The organism is Myxococcus sp. SDU36 (assembly GCF_030168875.1).
GTDB classification, from domain to species: Bacteria; Myxococcota; Myxococcia; order Myxococcales; family Myxococcaceae; genus Myxococcus; species Myxococcus vastator.
The window spans coordinates 123,779-140,982 of record NZ_CP077414.1 but is presented as its reverse complement, the minus strand read 5'-3'; the positions used below and the strand labels follow the sequence as shown (position 1 = coordinate 140,982).

General features: G+C 67.6%; 12 protein-coding genes. 8 read left to right on the top strand and 4 right to left on the bottom strand.

Features of this window, described 5'->3' with window-relative positions:
- Positions 1 to 210 precede the first annotated feature (210 nt).
- The 4 genes from KGD87_RS00550 to dusA all read right to left on the bottom strand — a co-directional run bounded on the left by KGD87_RS00550 (position 211) and on the right by dusA (position 6,511).
- Positions 211 to 2,427 carry a DNA methyltransferase gene (locus KGD87_RS00550; RefSeq protein WP_284665638.1) on the bottom strand — a complete coding sequence of 739 codons (2,217 nt, stop codon included), beginning with the start codon at positions 2,425 to 2,427 and terminating at the stop codon, positions 211 to 213.
- Positions 2,420 to 3,217 (bottom strand): hypothetical protein, encoded by a 798-nt coding sequence (locus KGD87_RS00545; protein ID WP_284665637.1) that lies wholly within the window; start codon positions 3,215 to 3,217, stop codon positions 2,420 to 2,422. Before KGD87_RS00545 ends, KGD87_RS00550 begins: the two co-directional genes overlap by 8 nt.
- A gap of 310 nt (positions 3,218 to 3,527) precedes the next feature.
- Positions 3,528 to 4,457 (bottom strand): hypothetical protein, encoded by a 930-nt coding sequence (locus KGD87_RS00540; RefSeq protein WP_284665636.1) that lies wholly within the window; start codon positions 4,455 to 4,457, stop codon positions 3,528 to 3,530.
- Between the two features lie 1,055 nt (positions 4,458 to 5,512).
- Positions 5,513 to 6,511 (bottom strand): tRNA dihydrouridine(20/20a) synthase DusA, encoded by a 999-nt coding sequence (gene dusA, locus KGD87_RS00535; RefSeq protein ID WP_284665635.1) that lies wholly within the window; start codon positions 6,509 to 6,511, stop codon positions 5,513 to 5,515.
- Between the two features lie 232 nt (positions 6,512 to 6,743).
- Here dusA and KGD87_RS00530 point away from each other — a divergent pair, with 232 nt between their 5' ends.
- The 8 genes from KGD87_RS00530 to KGD87_RS00495 all read left to right on the top strand — a co-directional run bounded on the left by KGD87_RS00530 (position 6,744) and on the right by KGD87_RS00495 (position 17,195).
- Positions 6,744 to 7,754: a zinc-dependent alcohol dehydrogenase family protein gene (locus KGD87_RS00530; RefSeq protein WP_284665634.1), complete on the top strand. Its 1,011-nt coding sequence runs from the start codon at positions 6,744 to 6,746 to the stop codon at positions 7,752 to 7,754.
- A gap of 215 nt (positions 7,755 to 7,969) precedes the next feature.
- Positions 7,970 to 8,596 carry a DUF47 domain-containing protein gene (locus KGD87_RS00525; RefSeq protein WP_163786492.1) on the top strand — a complete coding sequence of 209 codons (627 nt, stop codon included), beginning with the start codon at positions 7,970 to 7,972 and terminating at the stop codon, positions 8,594 to 8,596.
- Positions 8,597 to 9,622, top strand: coding sequence for an inorganic phosphate transporter (locus KGD87_RS00520; RefSeq protein WP_284665633.1), 1,026 nt, complete (start codon positions 8,597 to 8,599; stop codon positions 9,620 to 9,622). It begins immediately after the preceding gene.
- Positions 9,623 to 9,730: 108 nt separating this feature from the next.
- Positions 9,731 to 9,862: a hypothetical protein gene (locus KGD87_RS00515; RefSeq protein WP_284665632.1), complete on the top strand. Its 132-nt coding sequence runs from the start codon at positions 9,731 to 9,733 to the stop codon at positions 9,860 to 9,862.
- Between the two features lie 148 nt (positions 9,863 to 10,010).
- Positions 10,011 to 12,470: a bifunctional aspartate kinase/homoserine dehydrogenase I gene (gene thrA, locus KGD87_RS00510; RefSeq protein WP_284665631.1), complete on the top strand. Its 2,460-nt coding sequence runs from the start codon at positions 10,011 to 10,013 to the stop codon at positions 12,468 to 12,470.
- A 115-nt stretch (positions 12,471 to 12,585) separates the two neighbouring features.
- On the top strand, positions 12,586 to 14,199 hold the full coding sequence (locus tag KGD87_RS00505) for a hypothetical protein (protein WP_284665630.1): 1,614 nt from the start codon (positions 12,586 to 12,588) through the stop codon (positions 14,197 to 14,199).
- Positions 14,200 to 14,213: 14 nt separating this feature from the next.
- Positions 14,214 to 14,714, top strand: a complete 501-nt coding sequence (locus KGD87_RS00500) for a hypothetical protein (protein ID WP_284665629.1) — start codon at positions 14,214 to 14,216, stop codon at positions 14,712 to 14,714.
- Between the two features lie 381 nt (positions 14,715 to 15,095).
- Positions 15,096 to 17,195, top strand: a complete 2,100-nt coding sequence (locus KGD87_RS00495; RefSeq protein ID WP_284665628.1) for a spermidine synthase — start codon at positions 15,096 to 15,098, stop codon at positions 17,193 to 17,195.
- Positions 17,196 to 17,204 lie beyond the last annotated feature (9 nt).

Sequence of the window (17,204 nt, the reverse complement as noted above, 5' to 3'; positions counted from 1 at the left end):
CCATCGCTCAGTCGGATAGAGCGGCGGTTTCCTAACCCTTGAAGCGCCTCTTGGTCCTCGGGTGAGGTTGGCCAAGTGGCAGAGATTGCCAGACGCGGAAGTTCGCTCGCATTCACCGGGGACCGGCCGTATTGTCGCTCGGAAAAGAATTTCCTGCACCAGCCCCCCAACAGAGCCTTCATCTCTCCTGTACTTTGGTTACGGGAGGGCCTACGCCTTTGGTGCGGCTCGCTTGGTGCGCCCCGGCTTCGCAGCCGCTGCGATCTTCTGCTCCAGCATCGGCTGGTCGCAGTGCAAAGCTTCCACTGTCGGCTTGAGAATTGGCATCACCGCTTCGAACTCGCGCGGCACACTTTCGGGAACTCGGCCTGCGAACAGTTCAACGAGGACTCGGCTGAGCAGGAGGACTTTGGCGTCACCGCGCGAAAATCGGCGCCCGCGCGCAAGAAAGCGCCCAACCTGCTTTTCCGCCGTGACAAGCGCCGCTCCAACAGCGTCCGCGCTGCGGCGCATCGGCCGCTGGTCTGCCTCCGCCTTCCGACACACCATAATGATGTCTATGTCGATGGGCTCCGCCGCCTGGGCCTTGGGCGCTGCGACCGACATCTCCGCCTTCACCGGATGTGCCTGGACCAGCGAGAAGCCGGCATCCGCAATGGCCTGCGCCACCGCGACCCATCCGTCATCACGCGAGTGGTGATAGCTGAAAACGAGCAGACCGTCCTTCACCAGTACCCTGCGACACTCGGTGAATACGCTCGACAGCTTGGACGCGAAGGCACTCGCGTCCTCATCTTGAACCTCACCGCGCTGGCGCGTCGTCTCCAACGCCAAGCCGGAGGGCAGCAACTCGCGCTGCCACGCGAAGAAGAAGTCGGCCAACTCAGAGTAGTGGACGTTGTCGAAGAAGGGCGGGTCGGTCACCACGAGGTCAACCGACTCATCGGCAAGGCCGGTTGCGGCGGAGTTGCCGCATGAGAGGTACACCCCCGGAAACTCGGGCTGATCGGTCCAGTCATGCACTTGGACTTGCGTAAGCGGCACAGAAGTGTCGAACACCTTCTCACCCTTCGGCTTGTCGCCCGAGCGGTCAACAGCCACCTCGAACGGGTTCTTCCGGTACTCCAGCGCACGCATGAGTCGAAGGCGGAAGAGCGTCGAGAAAGAGCCAGAACTTTGCGGAGTTCCCCAGGGGTTCGCTTCGATGGGCATCCGCTCCGGCTTAAGCACATGGTGCGAGAACATGTGCCGAACCGCGCCGGTTCCCTCGCCTTTGTATGAGGCGAACATGTTGTTGAACTCCAACGTGCCGGAGAACACGAGCGCAAGCGCATCGCGTTCGGGCCCTTCGGGCAGACCTCGAATCGCGTGGCCGAGCCTTCCGAGGGCAAGGAGTTGGCGCGCGTTGAAGAAGTCACCCCAGGACCGATAGCCGTAGTTGATGGCTTGGTCGGTGTTCCAGCCCGGTTCAAGCTGTCCGGCGGGTCGCACTACCTCCGCCGTCGCGAGTTGCTGCTCAGCCGCTCGGAATGCAGCAACGTCCGCCTCAGTGGCGCGGAGGTATTCCTTCTTGCCATCCGCGTTCAGCACGAGCTTCGCGTAGAGTTTGTGCTGCGGTGGCGTGCCAGCGGCCCGCAGGGTCCGCCCAATGCGAAACTCGTGGTTGCAATGGGTGCACTTAGCGCTCATTCCCTTCGCCGGACCGGAATGCGGATCAAAGGCGTGCTTGCACGCCGCGCACCGAACCTGCTGCTCATGGTACAACCCGCGGAACACCTCGCCGCACTCGGGGCACACGATGTGGACGGTCGGGTACTTCTTCACGTAGGCATGCTTTGCGAACACGTACGAGGAGAAGAGCTCCACCGTTTCCTTGCACTCAGGACAGTCCGCAACCTTCACCCAGAAGAAGTAGAGCACGTCGCTCTCGCGGCCCGTGCTGTCCTTCGCGCGATACATCGCGCGAATCTCGGCACCAACCGAGCGCTCGACCTGCTCGAAAGCACGCTCGACCCCTGCTTGGTCAATGGTGCCGAGGCTTACGCGGACTCCAGTGAATGCGACGGGATTGATGTCGCGCCCTAGCGCCGCGCACCCGAGCTTGGCAGCCTCCCCCACCGTAGTGCCACTGCCCATGAACGGGTCGAAGACCACGAGGCCGTCCAGATCCACGCGCTGGTAGAACTCTCGCATAAGCGGGCCGCGCTGGCCTGGAGCGGCGCCGAGCACGATAGCCCGGAACACTGACCCGAGACGCTGCGCCCACCATTTGTGTACATGGTAGATGGGACGGAAGACCTCCTTCCGCCAACTCTCGACCTCCGCAACCTCGCTGAGCTGTTCGAAGGGGAAGTCTTCACGCTCGATGGCGCGCTGCACGCGGGTCACGGTCATCGTACGCGCGGTGTTCGCCGCCGGCCTACTCATCGTCGCTGTCCACTGCTACGGGTAGAACCGGGGACACGAGCTTGACCTGCTTGCGGCTGTCGCCAGTCGGCCGATACGCAATGAACTCGTGGGCCTTTCCGGCAGATGGGTTCGGCGCGTAATTCGCTTTGATCTGATTCGTCTTGAGGTCGAACTCGTAGCCAACCACCAGTTGGTCCACCTCAACTCTCGTGATTCGGCCTACCTGCTGAAACCGACTATCAGGGGCGTAGTCAGCGGGTATGATGAGCGTCGGCAGAGACGTAACGCCCTCCAGCAGTGCAAACGGAGTGGGCGCTACGTACATCTTCCTGTCACGCACCATGAGGTCCCCGTAGCTACCGAAGCCCCGAAAGCTCCGGTTCTTGTGGATGTACGTGTGGTCGGCGTTCAAGAAGTCGCCGTGACACAGGACCAAGTCAATTAGCGGGTATTCGCGCTCCGCCTTCGCGACCTCGGTTGGGTAGCGGCCAAATACGTAGAAGACGGTTCGACCCTTGTGCTTGCCGGTGGGGACTTGGCTGTTCGAGTCAAAGGTCGCCTCGCGGCCAGGATAGGCGAGCGCCTTGAGTTCGTAACCCTCAGGATGGGTCACGAGGGTGTAATCGGGGTAGCTATTGCGACCCGCGTCGTCAAAGTCGATGCTTACTGCGGCGAGGCGCTGCTCGAACCAATTCTGGAAGTGGTACTCCTTGTCCTTCTCGCTGACCTTCTTGATGAGGTCGCCGTTCTGGATGGCAGCCTTGCAGGCAAGGAAAATGTCGAAGCAGCGGGTCGTAAGGTTCCGCATCGGTTACACTGGGCAAGTAGAGGCCCATGAAGTGGGCCGACTAGTGACCGTCGAGGGTCTACCACAGCCCGCTGACCCGCGGGGTTCTGGCCGTCGCGCATCTTCCCGCGCCTTACGCCCGTCCGAATGGCGATGCAGCGAGTGCCCCTCCGTGAGCACCTGCTGTAGAGGCCCAGAGGGGTCCGTGGGCAACGCTGTGGGGCTTCCCCAATCACGCCGGTGCGATGGTCCCCCACGAATGTAAGCCGATATGACCACGCACTGCCCCGTCTTCGACGGAGCCGCATCGAGTGCCACCTCCGCTGGAGCTCTACACTTCCCGGCCCAGGGGACAGAGACTCGGCGCACACACCTTGCAGGGGACCGATGCACCCCGGCAGTCGAGTCCCTGCACCTCACGGTTACTCTTCGAACAGAAATGATAGAGAGCCTGCTGCACGATCCGTGGCGAGCACGATGGAACGTCGTCGCGAAAATCGCGGAGGTTAACCTGCGCTGCATGCTCTCTGAGCCACGCTGCCCGGACCTCATAAGACCGTACAGCACCTGGAGGGCGTAGCGCATCGACTGCCCGTGCGACGTTCGTGTCCACCACGAGTAGCCGGTTCCCGTCCACGTCAGGCGCCCACGGCGTCAGCCCAGGGGCTAGGGCGGGTGTCGAGAGCGCGCTCACGAACATGGTCGCAAGCTTCCTTCCCACCCGGTGCACCTGGGCGAAGTGGTCGACGAGTTGCTCAGCGCGGCGCTGCGGGTCTGGCTCGCCCTGCCGAACAACAGCGAGCCCCTTCGCGAGCGCCCCATTCTTCCACACACGAAGCCAGGCCGACGTTGGCAACTTCCCCATGTCCCCCATGCGGCGGAACAGGAAGGTGGCCGCCTTCACATGACACTCAGCTCCCGGGCGGCTTCGGCAGTCCACACCCGTCTTGCCCTTGTGCACGTCGCACCGCCTCTCGAACATTTCAGCCGATGAGAGGTGCTCGCAGTCGTGGTGCTTCAGGCGCAGTTCGAGGATGGTCGCGGACACGAGCGACTCAACCGCTTCGGCAGTCATAGTGCGTTGCTGGCGCATGATGACCACATCTCGCAGCGCCTGGAACATCGAGAGCGCCACGAAGAGATGGAAGAGCGCAGGCGACTCGCCTCGCGCCAGTTCGCCCGGCTCGATGGCGAAGGCGCCGACTCGTGAAGGGTCGCAGTAGAACGGCACGGTGCCCGGACCTTCGGCCTTGCCGTACACGTTTGCGAAGTACCACGCTGAGACGCGCCGGAGTGCATCCACTGGCGCAGTGTGCTCGGAGATAGGGGAGGCACCGGTGCCGGGCATCGCGCGGTTCCATGCCACAAAAAGAGAAAATCCTCCAGGGGGTCTGGAAATCCCGTCTACGCAGTCAGTGGAGGCGTGCGGCGAGCCTCATTTCTGGCACGTTTCGATCAGGAAAACTTCTCTTCCCCCGGCGGGATATGGACCGAGGAGAAGTCTTCGTCCCCTATATATCGCCGTACAGGCAAGGTGTGATTAGTCAGGCGAGAAGGGGGTGAGCGCCATGCTGCGCGCCGCGAGGAAGCTCTTGGCTTCGCCTCTTACCTGGAGGAGGACGGTGGCCATCCTGTTCACGTTGACCGAGCATCTTCGGGACCAAGTGCGGCACGGGAAGTAGTGCTTGCGGAGAGGTCCCGCTGCGAATGAGGCAGGCGGGGCTCCTCCGCCTTCGGAGAAGGCAGCATCCGCTCCGTGGGGGCCTTCCCGGACCGCGCCAGCGCCACATCACCACCGTCGCATTGAAATCCTCCATCACCTGAGCAACCGCCGCTACCGCGGCATGTCCCTGCGAAATCCCATCCAAGTCCAGTCCGCTCAGCAGTTCCCCTGAAGCATTCCGAGGTCCTCCCCCGTTCCCCATCCTTCACAGCATCCGGGACTTGCCCCCGGGATGAGGCGGGGGAGCGCTGCTGGACGCGCTCCGCGAAGGAACCATGCGCAAACCATGACGGGCGTCACGCCGCCATGACATGCGACAAGAATGGTCATGCACTCGGCGGCTTCGGCCATGGGTGCGGATTCCGGGCGTATTGCACCCGGAGAGGCAGGGGTGCTCGCGGGTGGGGCTGTGCTCGAAGCAGTGCCTAATTCGCCGTGTGAGCGCCGACTTGGAGCGGTGCTTGGGGACCACGGTGGCAGCGGGACGCTTCACGAGGGCGCGGACCACGCCGAGTGCGGCGGTGGGCCAGAGGGAATCGCATGCCGGTCCGACAGGAAGCGGCCCGAGTCTGCGGTTCCCTCTGGTGTCGGGGTCAGGCCGCGACGTCGACTTCGGGCTCCCGCCGCACCTTCGCCAGCGCCGCCACGACGACCTCCGGCCCCGAGCCCTGCTTGTGGGCATTCTCACTCAGGTGCCTGCGCCACGCGCGCGCCCCCGGGAGCCCCTGGAAGAGCCCCAGCATGTGCCGCGTGACTGCGCCCAGCGGCGCGCCGCGCAGCATGGCCTTCTCGATGTACGGCAGCATCGCCTCGACGACGTCGTGCCGCTGCGGCACCGGCGTGGTGGCGCCGAAGAAGCGGCGGTCGGCCTCGGCCAGCAGGTACGGGTTTTCGTACGGAGCGCGACCCATCATCACCCCGTCCACGTGGCCCAACTGCTCCGCGGCGGCGTCCAGCGTCTTGATGCCGCCGTTGATGCGGATGTCCAGGTGCGGGAACTCCACCTTGAGCCGGTGGACCAGGTCGTAGCGCAGCGGCGGCACGTCGCGGTTCTCCCGGGGGCTCAGCCCCTGGAGCCACGCCTTGCGCGCGTGCACGATGAAGCGGGTACACCCCGCCGCCGACACGGTCCGGATGAAGCCCTCCAGCGTCGGCCACTCCTCCAGTTCGTCGATGGCGATGCGCGACTTCACCGTCACCGGGATGCTCACCGCATCCCGCATCGCCCCCACCAGCCGCGCCACCAGCTCCGGCTCCGCCATCAGGCACGCACCGAAGCGCCCCGACTGGACGCGGTCGCTCGGGCAACCGACGTTGAGGTTGATTTCGTCGTAGCCCCACTGCTCGCCGACGCGGGCCGACTCGGCGAGCGCCGCCGGCTCCGAACCGCCAAGCTGGAGCGCCACCGGGTGCTCCGCGGCGTCGTAGCCCAAGAGCCGCTCCCGGTCGCCATGCAGGATGGCGCCCGTGGTGACCATCTCCGTATACAGCAGCGTGTGGCGGCTGAGCTGGCGATGGAAGTACCGGCAGTTGCGGTCCGTCCAGTCCATCATCGGCGCGACAGACAGCGGCATGGGAGAAGTCGGCATCATGCGAGAACCCGGGGCAGCAGCCGGAGCGTCCCGTTCAGCGGGCCGCTCCCCTGCCGCCAGCATGTAGCCGGGTTTGCCGCCCCTGCCCACCCCTTTGCCGCCTCCGCTCCCCTGGCCTCCGGGCAGGCGCACACGGCGAAACACTTCACTCCGGGCACTTCCACCCAGCCGGAGAGCCCTTCCCTCATCGGTTGCATGGCGGCCCTGACGGTCCGTGGATAGTCATGCCCGCATGAAAGCCTACGAACTGCAGCAGACGGGGAGCGCCGACGCATGGGTGCAGGTGGAGCGTCCGGGGCCCACGCCGGGCCCCGGCCAGGTGCGGGTCCGGATTCGCGCGGTGTCCCTCAACTACCGGGACCTCTACATCGCCCTGGGCCGCTATCCGGGAACGCGCCCCGCCTCCCTCATCCCCGTGTCGGACGGCGCGGGAGAGGTCGTGGCCGTGGGCCCCGGCGTCACCCGCGTGACGCCAGGTGACCGCGTGGCCCCCACCTTCTTCCAGACGTGGACGGACGGCCCGCCCTCACCAGAGAAGACGCAGAACGCCCTGGGTGGCAGCGTGGATGGCGTGCTGGCGGAGTACGTCGTCGTGGACGCGGAGGGGCTCGTCCTGCTCCCGGAGCACCTGTCGTTCGAGGAAGGCGCCACCCTCCCCTGCGCCGCCGTCACCGCCTGGAACGCCCTGGTCTCCGAGGGCCGGCTCCAGCCGGGCCAGACGGTGCTGGCGCAGGGCACCGGCGGCGTGTCCGTCTTCGCGCTCCAACTGGCCAAGGCGCTGGGGGCGCGGGTCCTCATCACCTCCAGCCAGGACGCGAAGCTGGAGCACGCCCGGAATCTGGGTGCGGATGGCACCATCAACTACAAGAAGCACCCGGACTGGGACGAGCAGGCGCTGGCGCTCACGGGCGGCCAGGGGGTGGACCACGTCCTGGAGGTGGCCGGCGAGCAGACCTTCCCCCGCTCCGTCCGGGCCACGAAGCCCGGGGGCCACATCTCCCTCATCGGTATGCTCAGCGGCGGCTTCGCCAGGCCGGACCCCGCCCTGGTGGAGCCCAAGAAGCTCGACGTCCAGCGGACTTACGTGGGCAGCCGCGCCATGTTCGAGGACCTGAACCGGCTCATCACCCAGCACCGCCTCAAGCCCGTCATCGACCGGAGCTTCCCCTTCGAGCAGGCGCGCGAGGCGCTGCGCTACATGGAGTCCGGCGCCCACTTCGGGAAGATTGTCATCGCCGTCTGAGCGGCCGGGCCGCGAGCAAGGCGGCCAGCCCTGGTTCCTCCCCTCTGTCCCCGGCGGGCGCGCCCTAGCGAGGGTGGGAGCCACAGGCAAGTAGAAAGGAAGGCTGGAGATTCTCTCCACTTAGGGTAGTCACGGGCGCGCCACGGGCGCGTGACAGACATATCAACCGCCCTCAAGAACGGCGTCGCCTGCCCCCAGGCGACTTGGAGGGACGGATGCTCGAGAAGCTGATGCCGAAGTCGGACGAGTTCTTCGACGACTTCGATGCGCAATGTGCCGTCACCGTCGAAGGCGCGAAGATGCTCTACGCGCTGCTCAGTGACTACCGCGACGTCGCCGCGCGGGTCCAGGCGCTCAAGGACGTGGAGCACCGTGGGGACGAGGTCACCCACACCGCCTTCAACCGTCTGCACCAGCAGTTCATCACCCCGTTCGACCGGGGGCAGATTCACTCCCTGCTCTCCCGCATCGACGACGTGTTGGATTTGACCAACGCCGCCGCCGCCCGCCTGCACTACTACGAAATCCCTTCCAGCCTGCCGGACGCCACGGAGCTGGCGCGCCTGCTGGTCCTGTCCACGCAGAAGGTGCAGGAAGTGGTGGCCGCGCTGCGGCTCATCAAGAAGCCGGAGCAGATTCTGGCCGGGTGCAAGGAAATCAAGCGCCTGGAGACGCAGGCGGATGAAGCCCTGCGCGCGGGTGTCGGCCGGCTCTTCAAGAGCGGGGCGGACACGCTGCTCATCATCAAGTGGAAGGAGATTTACGACTTCATCGAGACCGCCACCGACAAGTGCCAGTCGGTGGCCAACGTCATCGAAGGCGTGGTGCTGGAGCACAGCTAAATGCTACTCGCCGCCGTCATCCTCATCGTCGCGGTCGCACTCATCTTCGACTTCATCAATGGCTTCCACGACGCGGCGAACTCCATCGCCACCGTGGTCTCCACCCGAGTGCTGTCCCCCAACCTGGCCGTGGCCTGGGCCGCCTTCTTCAACTTCGTGGCGGCCTTTGGCGGGGGCGTCCACGTGGCCAACACCATGGGCAAGGGCATCATCAACTTCGAGATGCTCCGGGACCAGGGCCCCAGCGCGGTGCTCGCCGTCATCTTCTCCGCGCTCATGGGCGCCATCGTCTGGAACCTGCTGACGTGGTGGTGGGGCCTGCCCTCCTCGTCGTCGCACGCGCTGGCGGGAGGCATGATTGGCGCCACGCTGCCGGTGCTCGGCTTCGCCGGCCTGGTGGGCTCGGGCATCGCGAAGATCGCCGCCTTCATCGTGTTGTCGCCCCTCATCGGCATGACGCTGGGCATCGGGCTGATGGTGCTCAGCACCTGGACGGTGCACCGCCAGACACCGCTGAAGGTGGACTCGTGGTTCCGCCGGCTTCAGCTCGTGTCGTCCGCCATCTTCTCCTACAGCCACGGCACCAATGACGCGCAGAAGGTGATGGGCATCATCGCCGTGGTGCTCTTCGGCACCATCTGGAAGGACCGGCCGTTCCACATCGACTGGTGGATGATCATCTCCTGCCACGCGGCCATCGCCCTGGGGACCTTCTTCGGCGGGTGGCGCATCATCCGCACCATGGGCCACAGCCTCACCAAGCTGGCGCCCATTGGCGGCTTCGCGGCGGAGACGGGCGGCGGCGTCACCATCATCGCGCTCGCACAGCTCGGCATCCCCGTATCCACCACCCACACCATCACCGGCGCCATCGTCGGCGTGGGCGCAACCCGCGGCTGGCGCGCGGTGAAGTGGGGCGTCGCCGGCCGCATCATCTGGGCCTGGGTGTTCACCATCCCGGCCGCGGCGCTGACGGCGGTGTTTGTCTACGGCCTCACCCAACTGGTCGTGCGCCTGGCAAGCTGAACGCCCGGGAGGGCTCGCGTTGACCTTCGCGAGCCCTTCCCTGTCATGCGGGGACCTGCCGGGTCCCCTGCTTGACTTGCCGCGGCAAGTTCGGCCAGCCTTCCCTTCATGAACGGCGTCAACGACCAGCACGCGCAGCGCGAGGGAACGACGCTCCTCGCGCCCGCGTGTGTCCTGACGACCGCGCTGACCGCCACGACGACGACCACGACGACTCCCCGCCGGGCGCGGGTGGTCTAGCCACGGAAGCCACCTTGGTTTCCAGCTCGGCCCCGCGCTCTCCGGCGCGGGGCTTTTTTGTTTTCACATGCCGCAGGAGCCCCGACATGCAGCCCTCCCCGCAGACGACGCCGTCCCGCCTCGCCGCCTTCCACGCGGAGGTGCGCTCATGAGGGTGATGAAGTTCGGGGGAACGAGCGTGGGCACCGCCGAGCGGATGCGCGGCGTGGCGGACCTGGCCGCGGCGGCGCGCAAGGAGACGCGGGTGATGGTGGTCGCCTCGGCCGTGACCGGCATCACCAACCTCCTGGTGGACGCGGCCCGCGCGGCCCAGGAAGGCCAGCCGGTGGAGTCGCTCCAGGGCCGCTTCGAGGATGTCCACCGCGGCATCCTCCGTGAGCTGGCGGCGGAGCTGGGGGAGACGCAACTGCGCTCGCTGGAAGAGGGACTCTCCACGCTGGCCTCGGAGCTGCGCGGGCTGCTGCAGGGCGTGGGGCTGCTGCGGGAATGTTCGCCCTCCGTGCTCGCGCACCTGTCCGGCCTGGGCGAGCGCGCCTCGTGCCTGATTCTGGGTGCGCTGATGCACGCGCGCGGACTGGCGCCGCACGCGGTGGAGCCACGGGACGTCATCCTCTGCGCCGGGGACCCGCTCCAGGCCACGCCGCTCCAGGAGGAGAGCCGGGCGCGCTTCTCGCCGCTGCGCGAGGCCAGCGGCCCCGGGCTGATGCTGATGCCGGGCTTCTTCGGCGGTGACGCCCGGGGCAAGACGATGTGCCTGGGCCGGGGTGGCTCGGACTATTCGGCGGCGCTGGCGGCGGCGGCGCTGGACGCGGAGCTGCTGGAGATATGGACGGACGTGGACGGCATCTTCAGCGCCGACCCGCGCCTGGTGCCGGAGGCCTTCCCGCTGCCCGAGGTGAGCTTCGAGGAGGCCATGGAGCTGGCGTACTTCGGCGCCAAGGTGCTCCACCCCAAGACGATTGCGCCCGCGCGGGAGCGCGGCATCCCCGTGCGCGTCTGCAACAGCTTCCGCCCCGACCACCCGGGCACCCGCGTCACCGACGACGCCGCCCCGCCCGAGCACCCGGTGCGCGGCCTGTCCTTCCTGCCCGGCATCGCCCTGGTGAACCTGGCGGGCGCGGGGCTCAAGGGCGTTCCGGGCACCGCCGCCCGCGTCTTCGAGTCCATGGCCCACGCCAGCATCTCCGTGGTGCTCATCACCCAGGGCTCCAGTGAGTGCTCCATCAGCTTCTGCGTCCAGCAGGCGGACGCGGAGCGCGCCGTGCAGTCCCTGGAGGCGGCGTTTGAAATGGAGCGCGCGGCGGGCAAGGTGGACACCATCGAGCAGCAGCGCGGGCTCGCCGTGCTCAGCATCGTCGGGGATGGCATGCGCCACCGCGTGGGCGTGGCGGGCACCTTCTTCAGCGCGCTGGCGGACGTGGGGTGCAGCATCGCCGCCATCGCGCAGGGCTCCAGCGAGCGCAGCATCTCCGCCGTCATCGCGGAGGTGGACGGTCCCCGCGCCCTGGCCCACGTCCACGGGCGGTGCTTCGGTACCACGGAGGTCGTGGAGCTGCTGCTGGCCGGCGTGGGCAGCGTGGGCAGCGAGTTGCTCAAGCAGGTCCACCAGCAGGCGCCCAAGCTGCGCGCCCACGGCGTGGACCTGCGCGTCTGCGGCATCGCCAACAGCAAGCGCGTCGTGACGGCGAGCGAGGGCCTTCCCCTGGAGGACTGGAAGCAGCGGCTGTCGGCCGCCAGCGACGGCGCGCCCCTGGACACCTTCCGCGACTGGGCCCGCGCGAAGCGGCCGGGCCGGCCCGTCTTCGTGGACTGCACCAGCAGCGAGGACATCGCGCTGGCCTACCCGTCGCTGATGGAGGCGGGGCTCCACGTCGTCACCGCCAACAAGAAGGCCAACGCCGGCCAGTGGAGCCATTATCGCAAGCTGCGCGAGACGGCCTCCCGCCACCAGCGCCGCTTCCTCTACGAGACGAACGTGGGCGCGGCGCTGCCCGTCATCGACACGCTGAAGAACATGCTGCGCACGGGAGACCAGGTGCTGCGCGTGGAGGGCATCCTCTCCGGCTCACTGTCGTTCATCCTGGGCCTGACGGAGGAAGGCGTCCCCCTGTCGCAGGCGGTGGGCACCGCCATGGAGAAGCGCTTCACCGAGCCCGACCCGCGCGACGACCTCCACGGCACCGACGTGGCGCGCAAGGTGCTCATCCTCGCCCGCGAGCTGGGCCGCGACGTGGAGCTGGCGCAGGTGACGCTGGACTCCCTGCTGCCGTCGGACTTCGACGCCACCGGACCGCTGGAGGACTTCCTCGCCCGGCTCCCCCAGGTGGACGCCGCCTTCCAGCGCCGCGTGGAGGCCCTCCGCCAGGAGGGCAAGGTGCTCCGCTACGTGGGCAGCGTCACGGAGGACGGCTGCTTCGTCGGGCTCGTGCCGGTGCCCCTGTCCCACCCGCTGGCGGCGGTGAAGGGCGGAGAGAACGCGCTCAGCTTCACCTCGGAGCGCTACAGCCCCACACCGCTGGTGATTCGCGGCTACGGCGCGGGCGCGGCGGTGACGGCGGCCGGCGTGCTGGCGGACGTGCTCCGCCTGGTCGACGGGCCGCTCCCCTGAGTTGACGTCCGGTCCGACAGGTCCGCGGCCAATGTGCGTTTGAAGTTGACCGCGGACTTGTCGACAATGCCCCGCCTGCCCTCGAATGCGCGAGCGGCAAGGGGGAGAGAACCGAATGGACGTGACTCGCAAGCCGACCCGAGGCCTCACCCGCAAGGTGCTGGCGCTCGCATTCACCCTGGCGCTGACAACTGCGTGTCCCGGTGACGACGACGGTGATGATGATGGGGGCGGCTACACGGGCGACCCCATCACCCTGAGCGGCACGGTGACGTATGACTTCGTCCCGGCCGTCTATTCGCCCTCCACGCGGCGGGGGACCCTGGACTTCGCCCAGTCCTCCGTGCGGCCCGTGCGCAACGCCGTGGTCCAGGTGAGACAGGGCACGCGCGTGCTCGTCGATGGAACGACGGACGAGCAGGGGCGCTACACGCTCACATACACCCCTTCCAGCAGCAGCGGACTGAGCCTGGTCGCGCTCGCCAAGACGACCTCGCCGGAAATCCAGATTGAGGACAACACCGACAACAACGCCATCTGGGCGGTGGGTGACGCCATCACCACCACGGTGACGACCAAGGACTTGCACGCGACGCACGGCTGGGCGGGCACCAACTACACGGCGAGCCGGCGCGTCGCGGCGCCCTTCGCCATCCTCGACAGCATGTACACCGCGTCGCGGGCCTTCATGGACGTGCGCCCGGTCAACTTCCCGCTGCTGAAGGTGAACTGGAGCCCGAACAACGTGCCCCAGTCGGGCAGCAAGCCGCAGGGCCGCATCGGCACGTCGCACTTCTCCTTCACGGAGAACGAAATCTACGTGCTCGGCCGGGACGGCGCGGACACCGACGAGTTCGACGCCCACGTCATCGTCCACGAGTGGGGGCACTACTTCGAGGCCAACCTGTCCCGCGCGGACAGCCCGGGCGGGCCGCACTCCAGCGGTGACATCCTGGACCCGCGCCTCGCCTTCGGCGAGGGCTATGGCAACGCGCTCGCCAGCATCCTGCTGCCGGAGCCCATCTACGCCGACACGTATTGGAACGGCACGACGCTGACCGCCTTCGGCTTCGACGCGGAGAGCGAGCCGCTCACCACCGACGACCCGCGCAAGGGCGCCTTCTCCGAGATGAGCGTCTTCCGGCTGCTCTACGACTTGTACGACTCCGGCACCAACGAGTCGCACGACGTGGTGTCGTACGACCTGGGCATCCTCTACGACGTGCTCGTCGGCCCGCAGAAGGCGACGCCCGCGCTGACCACCATCGGCTCGTTCATCAACGGCCTCAAGGCCCAGTCCGGCGTCAGCCCCGCGGACGTGGACCTGATGCTGGCCCACTACAACATCGGGTCCATCTCCTCGGACTTCGGGGATGGGGACACCCCCCTGCGCGCCATCTACACCGACGTGCCGGGCATCCCGTACACCACCGAGGTGCCGCTGGTGGGCGGGCTCGACTACAACAAGCGCGAGCAGAACCAGTACTACGTCTTCACCGGCACGGGCCGGAACATGACCGTCAGCGCGACCCACGCGACGCAGGACGTGGGCATTGAAGTCTTCGGGCAGGGCGGACGCCTGGCGGACGCCGACATCGGCTACACCGGCACGGAGACCGTCAGCATCCCGACCCAGGCGGACGCGCGGTACGTCGTCGTCGTGTTCGGCTTCAAGGAGACGGCCGGCAACTACAGTCCCTTCCCCACCCTCTCCATCACCAGCCAGTGACTTCTGGAGCGCACATGAACTTCAAGGCAATCGCAGCCCTGTCCAGTCTCCTCGCGCTCACGGCGCAGGTGGCCTGCACCTCCCCGTCGAAGTCGAACCCCACCCCTGGCGCCAGCTCGGACACCACGAAGGCCGGCGCGCCGGTGAAGGTGGACGCGAAGCTGGGTGAGGACCAGGCCCGCGTCTCCCTGCGCTTCGACGCGCCGGCGACCGACGTCCAGGTCAGCCTCTCCGGCGTGGACGGCCTGGAAGTGAAGAGCGCCGCCACCCCGGTGTCGGGTGGCAACTTCACCCAGGACGCCCTGTCCGAGTTCGACGTGAGCTTCACGCCGGGTGAAGGGCAGTCTCACCTCGTCGTCACCGTCACGGGTGAGTTCCGGGGCACGCACCTGTCCAGGGTGTTCAGCTTCGCGGTGGGCACGCCCACGGCGGCGCAGCAGAAGACTGAAGGCACGACGGTGACGGGCGACGACGGACAGCCCATCAAGGTCATGCCCTCATCCAACGCCGAGTAGTCCCGCTGGCACGGCCGGGGCCCGGGAGACCGGGCCCGGCTGCAGCAGGCCCCTGAAAAAACACAGCGGGGAGCGCGCCCCCCGACGCACTCCCCGCCGCGTGAGCCACTCAGACGAGAGCTCCAGAAAAAACATTGGGAGCACGCCCCCTCGACGTGCTCCCAATGACTGCGCGGCCCGACTCCGGCGCGCCCTCCCCCTCTGGAAGCAACAGCCCCCCCGGGCTTGCTTCCTCCCCATCCCCACTTCGAAATTGAAAACGCACGGCGCCGAAAACCTTGAGGCCATCCCTGCGTTTTTTTTCGGACCGCCTGGAGCCATGCTCCGCCCACACGGCCATACACGCACGCTGTGTACGGGCCCTCGCGAGTCGCTCCCAGGATGACCACTGACCTCCCCGCCCCGAAGTCCTCGACCCACGCGCTCACGGGGACGCTGTTCCACCTCTGGGTCTTCCTCGGCTCCTTCCTGCTCTTCCAGGTGGAGCTCATCCTCGCGCGGCTGCTGCTGCCCTCCTACGGAAGCAGCGCGGCCATCTGGACGACGTGCCTGGTGTTCTACCAGGCGGTGCTGGTGCTCGGTTACTTCTACTCGAGCCGCGTCGCGGTGGCCGCGCACCAGGGCCGCTACCGCTGGGCCCACCTGGGCTTCGTGCTGCTGGCGGTGGTCGTCTTCCCGTTCCGGATGCACCTCTTCGAGCTGCACCCCGTGGCGGCCATCCTGCTCACGCTGACGCTGTCACTGGGGCTGCCGTTCCTCGCCCTGTCGACGACGAGCGTCGTCGCCCAGGGCTGGTTCACCCGCACGGAGCATCCCTCCCGGGGCGACCCGTTCTTCCTCTACGGAACGTCCAACGCGGGCGCGCTCACGGCGCTGCTCACCTTCCCCTTCCTGGTGGAGCCGGCGCTCGACCTCCAGGAACAACTGGGCGTCTGGTACGCGGGCTACGGCGCGTTCGTCGTCTTCGCGCTGCTCTGCATCCAGCGTGTCCGCCCGGCGCTTGCGGGTGGGAGCACGACGTCCGAGCCCGTGGCCCGGACCGAGCCAGTGCCCCGCGCGCCGCGCGCCTCCCGCATCACCTGGCTGCTGCTGTCCGCGAGCGCCAATGCGCTGCTGCTCGCGGTCACCAACGTCCTCACGCTGGACGCCTCCATCCCGCTGCTCTGGATTCTCCCCCTCTCGCTCTACCTGCTCACGCTCATCGTCTGCTTCTCGAAGCGCCCCCCCACGCCCACGGGGTTGAACCGGCTCGCGCTGGGGAGCCTCGCCGTTGCCATGGGCGCGGCCCTCTTCGCGCTGGCACGCGCGCAGACTTCGCTCCCCTCCCTGGTGCTGCACAGCGCGGTGCTGTGGGTGGGTTGCCTGCTGATGCACGGCAACCTCGTGTGGTGCCGCCCGTCGGACCCGCGCCTGCTGGGCGCGTTCTATCTGCACGTCTCGCTGGGCGGCCTGTTGGGCACCTTGCTGCTGGCCCTGGTCGTCCCCCTGACGCTGGGCTCGCTGGCGCTCCCCTACCTGGACCACGGCCTCACCGGCCTGCTCCTGCTGGGCGGGCTGGCGGCGAGGGACCTGATGCGCCGGAGCCAGGGGCTGCCCGTCCCGAAGCTGGCGCCCTACGTGTCCAGCGGCGCCGCCCTGTTCGTCGTCGCCGTGCTGGTGCTCTCCGGGTGGATGCTCGCGCGCGGTCGCATCGAAGGCTCGCGCACCTTCTACGGCCTCTACACCGTCAAGGACGCGGAGGGCCTGCGGCTGTTCCAGCACGGCAGCACCGTCCACGGCGTGGAGAACCTCCACCCGGACGCGCGAGGAGAGCCGCTCTCCTACTACCACCGGGGCTCCGCGGTGGGCCGGGTGCTGGCCTCGGAGCGGATCGCGCGTGAGCGCGTGGCCGTCGTGGGGCTCGGCATCGGCAGCCTCGCCGCGTATGGCCGCCCCGGCGAGCGCTGGGACTTCTACGAGTTGGATCCAGAGGTGGAGCGGCTCGCGCGCCAGCACTTCAGCATGCTCGGCTCCAGCCAGGCGGAGCTCCGCGTCCTCGCGGGGGATGCGCGCCTTCGCATGGAGGAAGCCGAGGACGGCGGGTACGACGTCATCGTCCTCGATGCGTTCTCCAGCGACTTCGTCCCCACGCACCTGCTGACCCGGGAGGCGCTGAGCCTCTACCTCCGGAAGCTCGCGCCGGAGGGGCTCCTGCTGTTCCATGTCTCCAGCCGGCTCTTCGACCTGGTCCCCGTGCTCACCCGCTTGAGCACGGAGCTGCGAGTCCAGGGGCTCGTGAATCAGACGGAGCGCCTCACCGCCGAGGAGCTGGCGTCGGGCCGCTCACCCAGCGTCTGGTTCGCCATGAGCGCAAGCAGCGACGTCGTGGCCCGCCTCACCCAGGAGCTGCCCTTCCAGCCGGTGGACACGCCGCCCGCGCTGAAGGCCAGGCGCGTCTGGACCGACAGCTACGTCAACCTGCTGCACGCGCTCGCGCCCTGAGGCCGCGGC

Bases quoted from the DNA above. Each gene is read 5' to 3' on its own strand.
- KGD87_RS00550 (WP_284665638.1), bottom strand. From the start codon at position 2,427: ATGAGTAGGCCGGCGGCGAACACCGCGCGTACGATGACCGTGACCCGC.
- KGD87_RS00545 (WP_284665637.1), bottom strand. From the start codon at position 3,217: ATGCGGAACCTTACGACCCGCTGCTTCGACATTTTCCTTGCCTGCAAG.
- dusA (WP_284665635.1), bottom strand. From the start codon at position 6,511: ATGATGCCGACTTCTCCCATGCCGCTGTCTGTCGCGCCGATGATGGAC.
- KGD87_RS00530 (WP_284665634.1), top strand. From the start codon at position 6,744: ATGAAAGCCTACGAACTGCAGCAGACGGGGAGCGCCGACGCATGGGTG.
- KGD87_RS00525 (WP_163786492.1), top strand. From the start codon at position 7,970: ATGCTCGAGAAGCTGATGCCGAAGTCGGACGAGTTCTTCGACGACTTC.
- KGD87_RS00520 (WP_284665633.1), top strand. From the start codon at position 8,597: ATGCTACTCGCCGCCGTCATCCTCATCGTCGCGGTCGCACTCATCTTC.
- KGD87_RS00515 (WP_284665632.1), top strand. From the start codon at position 9,731: ATGAACGGCGTCAACGACCAGCACGCGCAGCGCGAGGGAACGACGCTC.
- thrA (WP_284665631.1), top strand. From the start codon at position 10,011: ATGAGGGTGATGAAGTTCGGGGGAACGAGCGTGGGCACCGCCGAGCGG.
- KGD87_RS00505 (WP_284665630.1), top strand. From the start codon at position 12,586: ATGGACGTGACTCGCAAGCCGACCCGAGGCCTCACCCGCAAGGTGCTG.
- KGD87_RS00500 (WP_284665629.1), top strand. From the start codon at position 14,214: ATGAACTTCAAGGCAATCGCAGCCCTGTCCAGTCTCCTCGCGCTCACG.
- KGD87_RS00495 (WP_284665628.1), top strand. From the start codon at position 15,096: ATGACCACTGACCTCCCCGCCCCGAAGTCCTCGACCCACGCGCTCACG.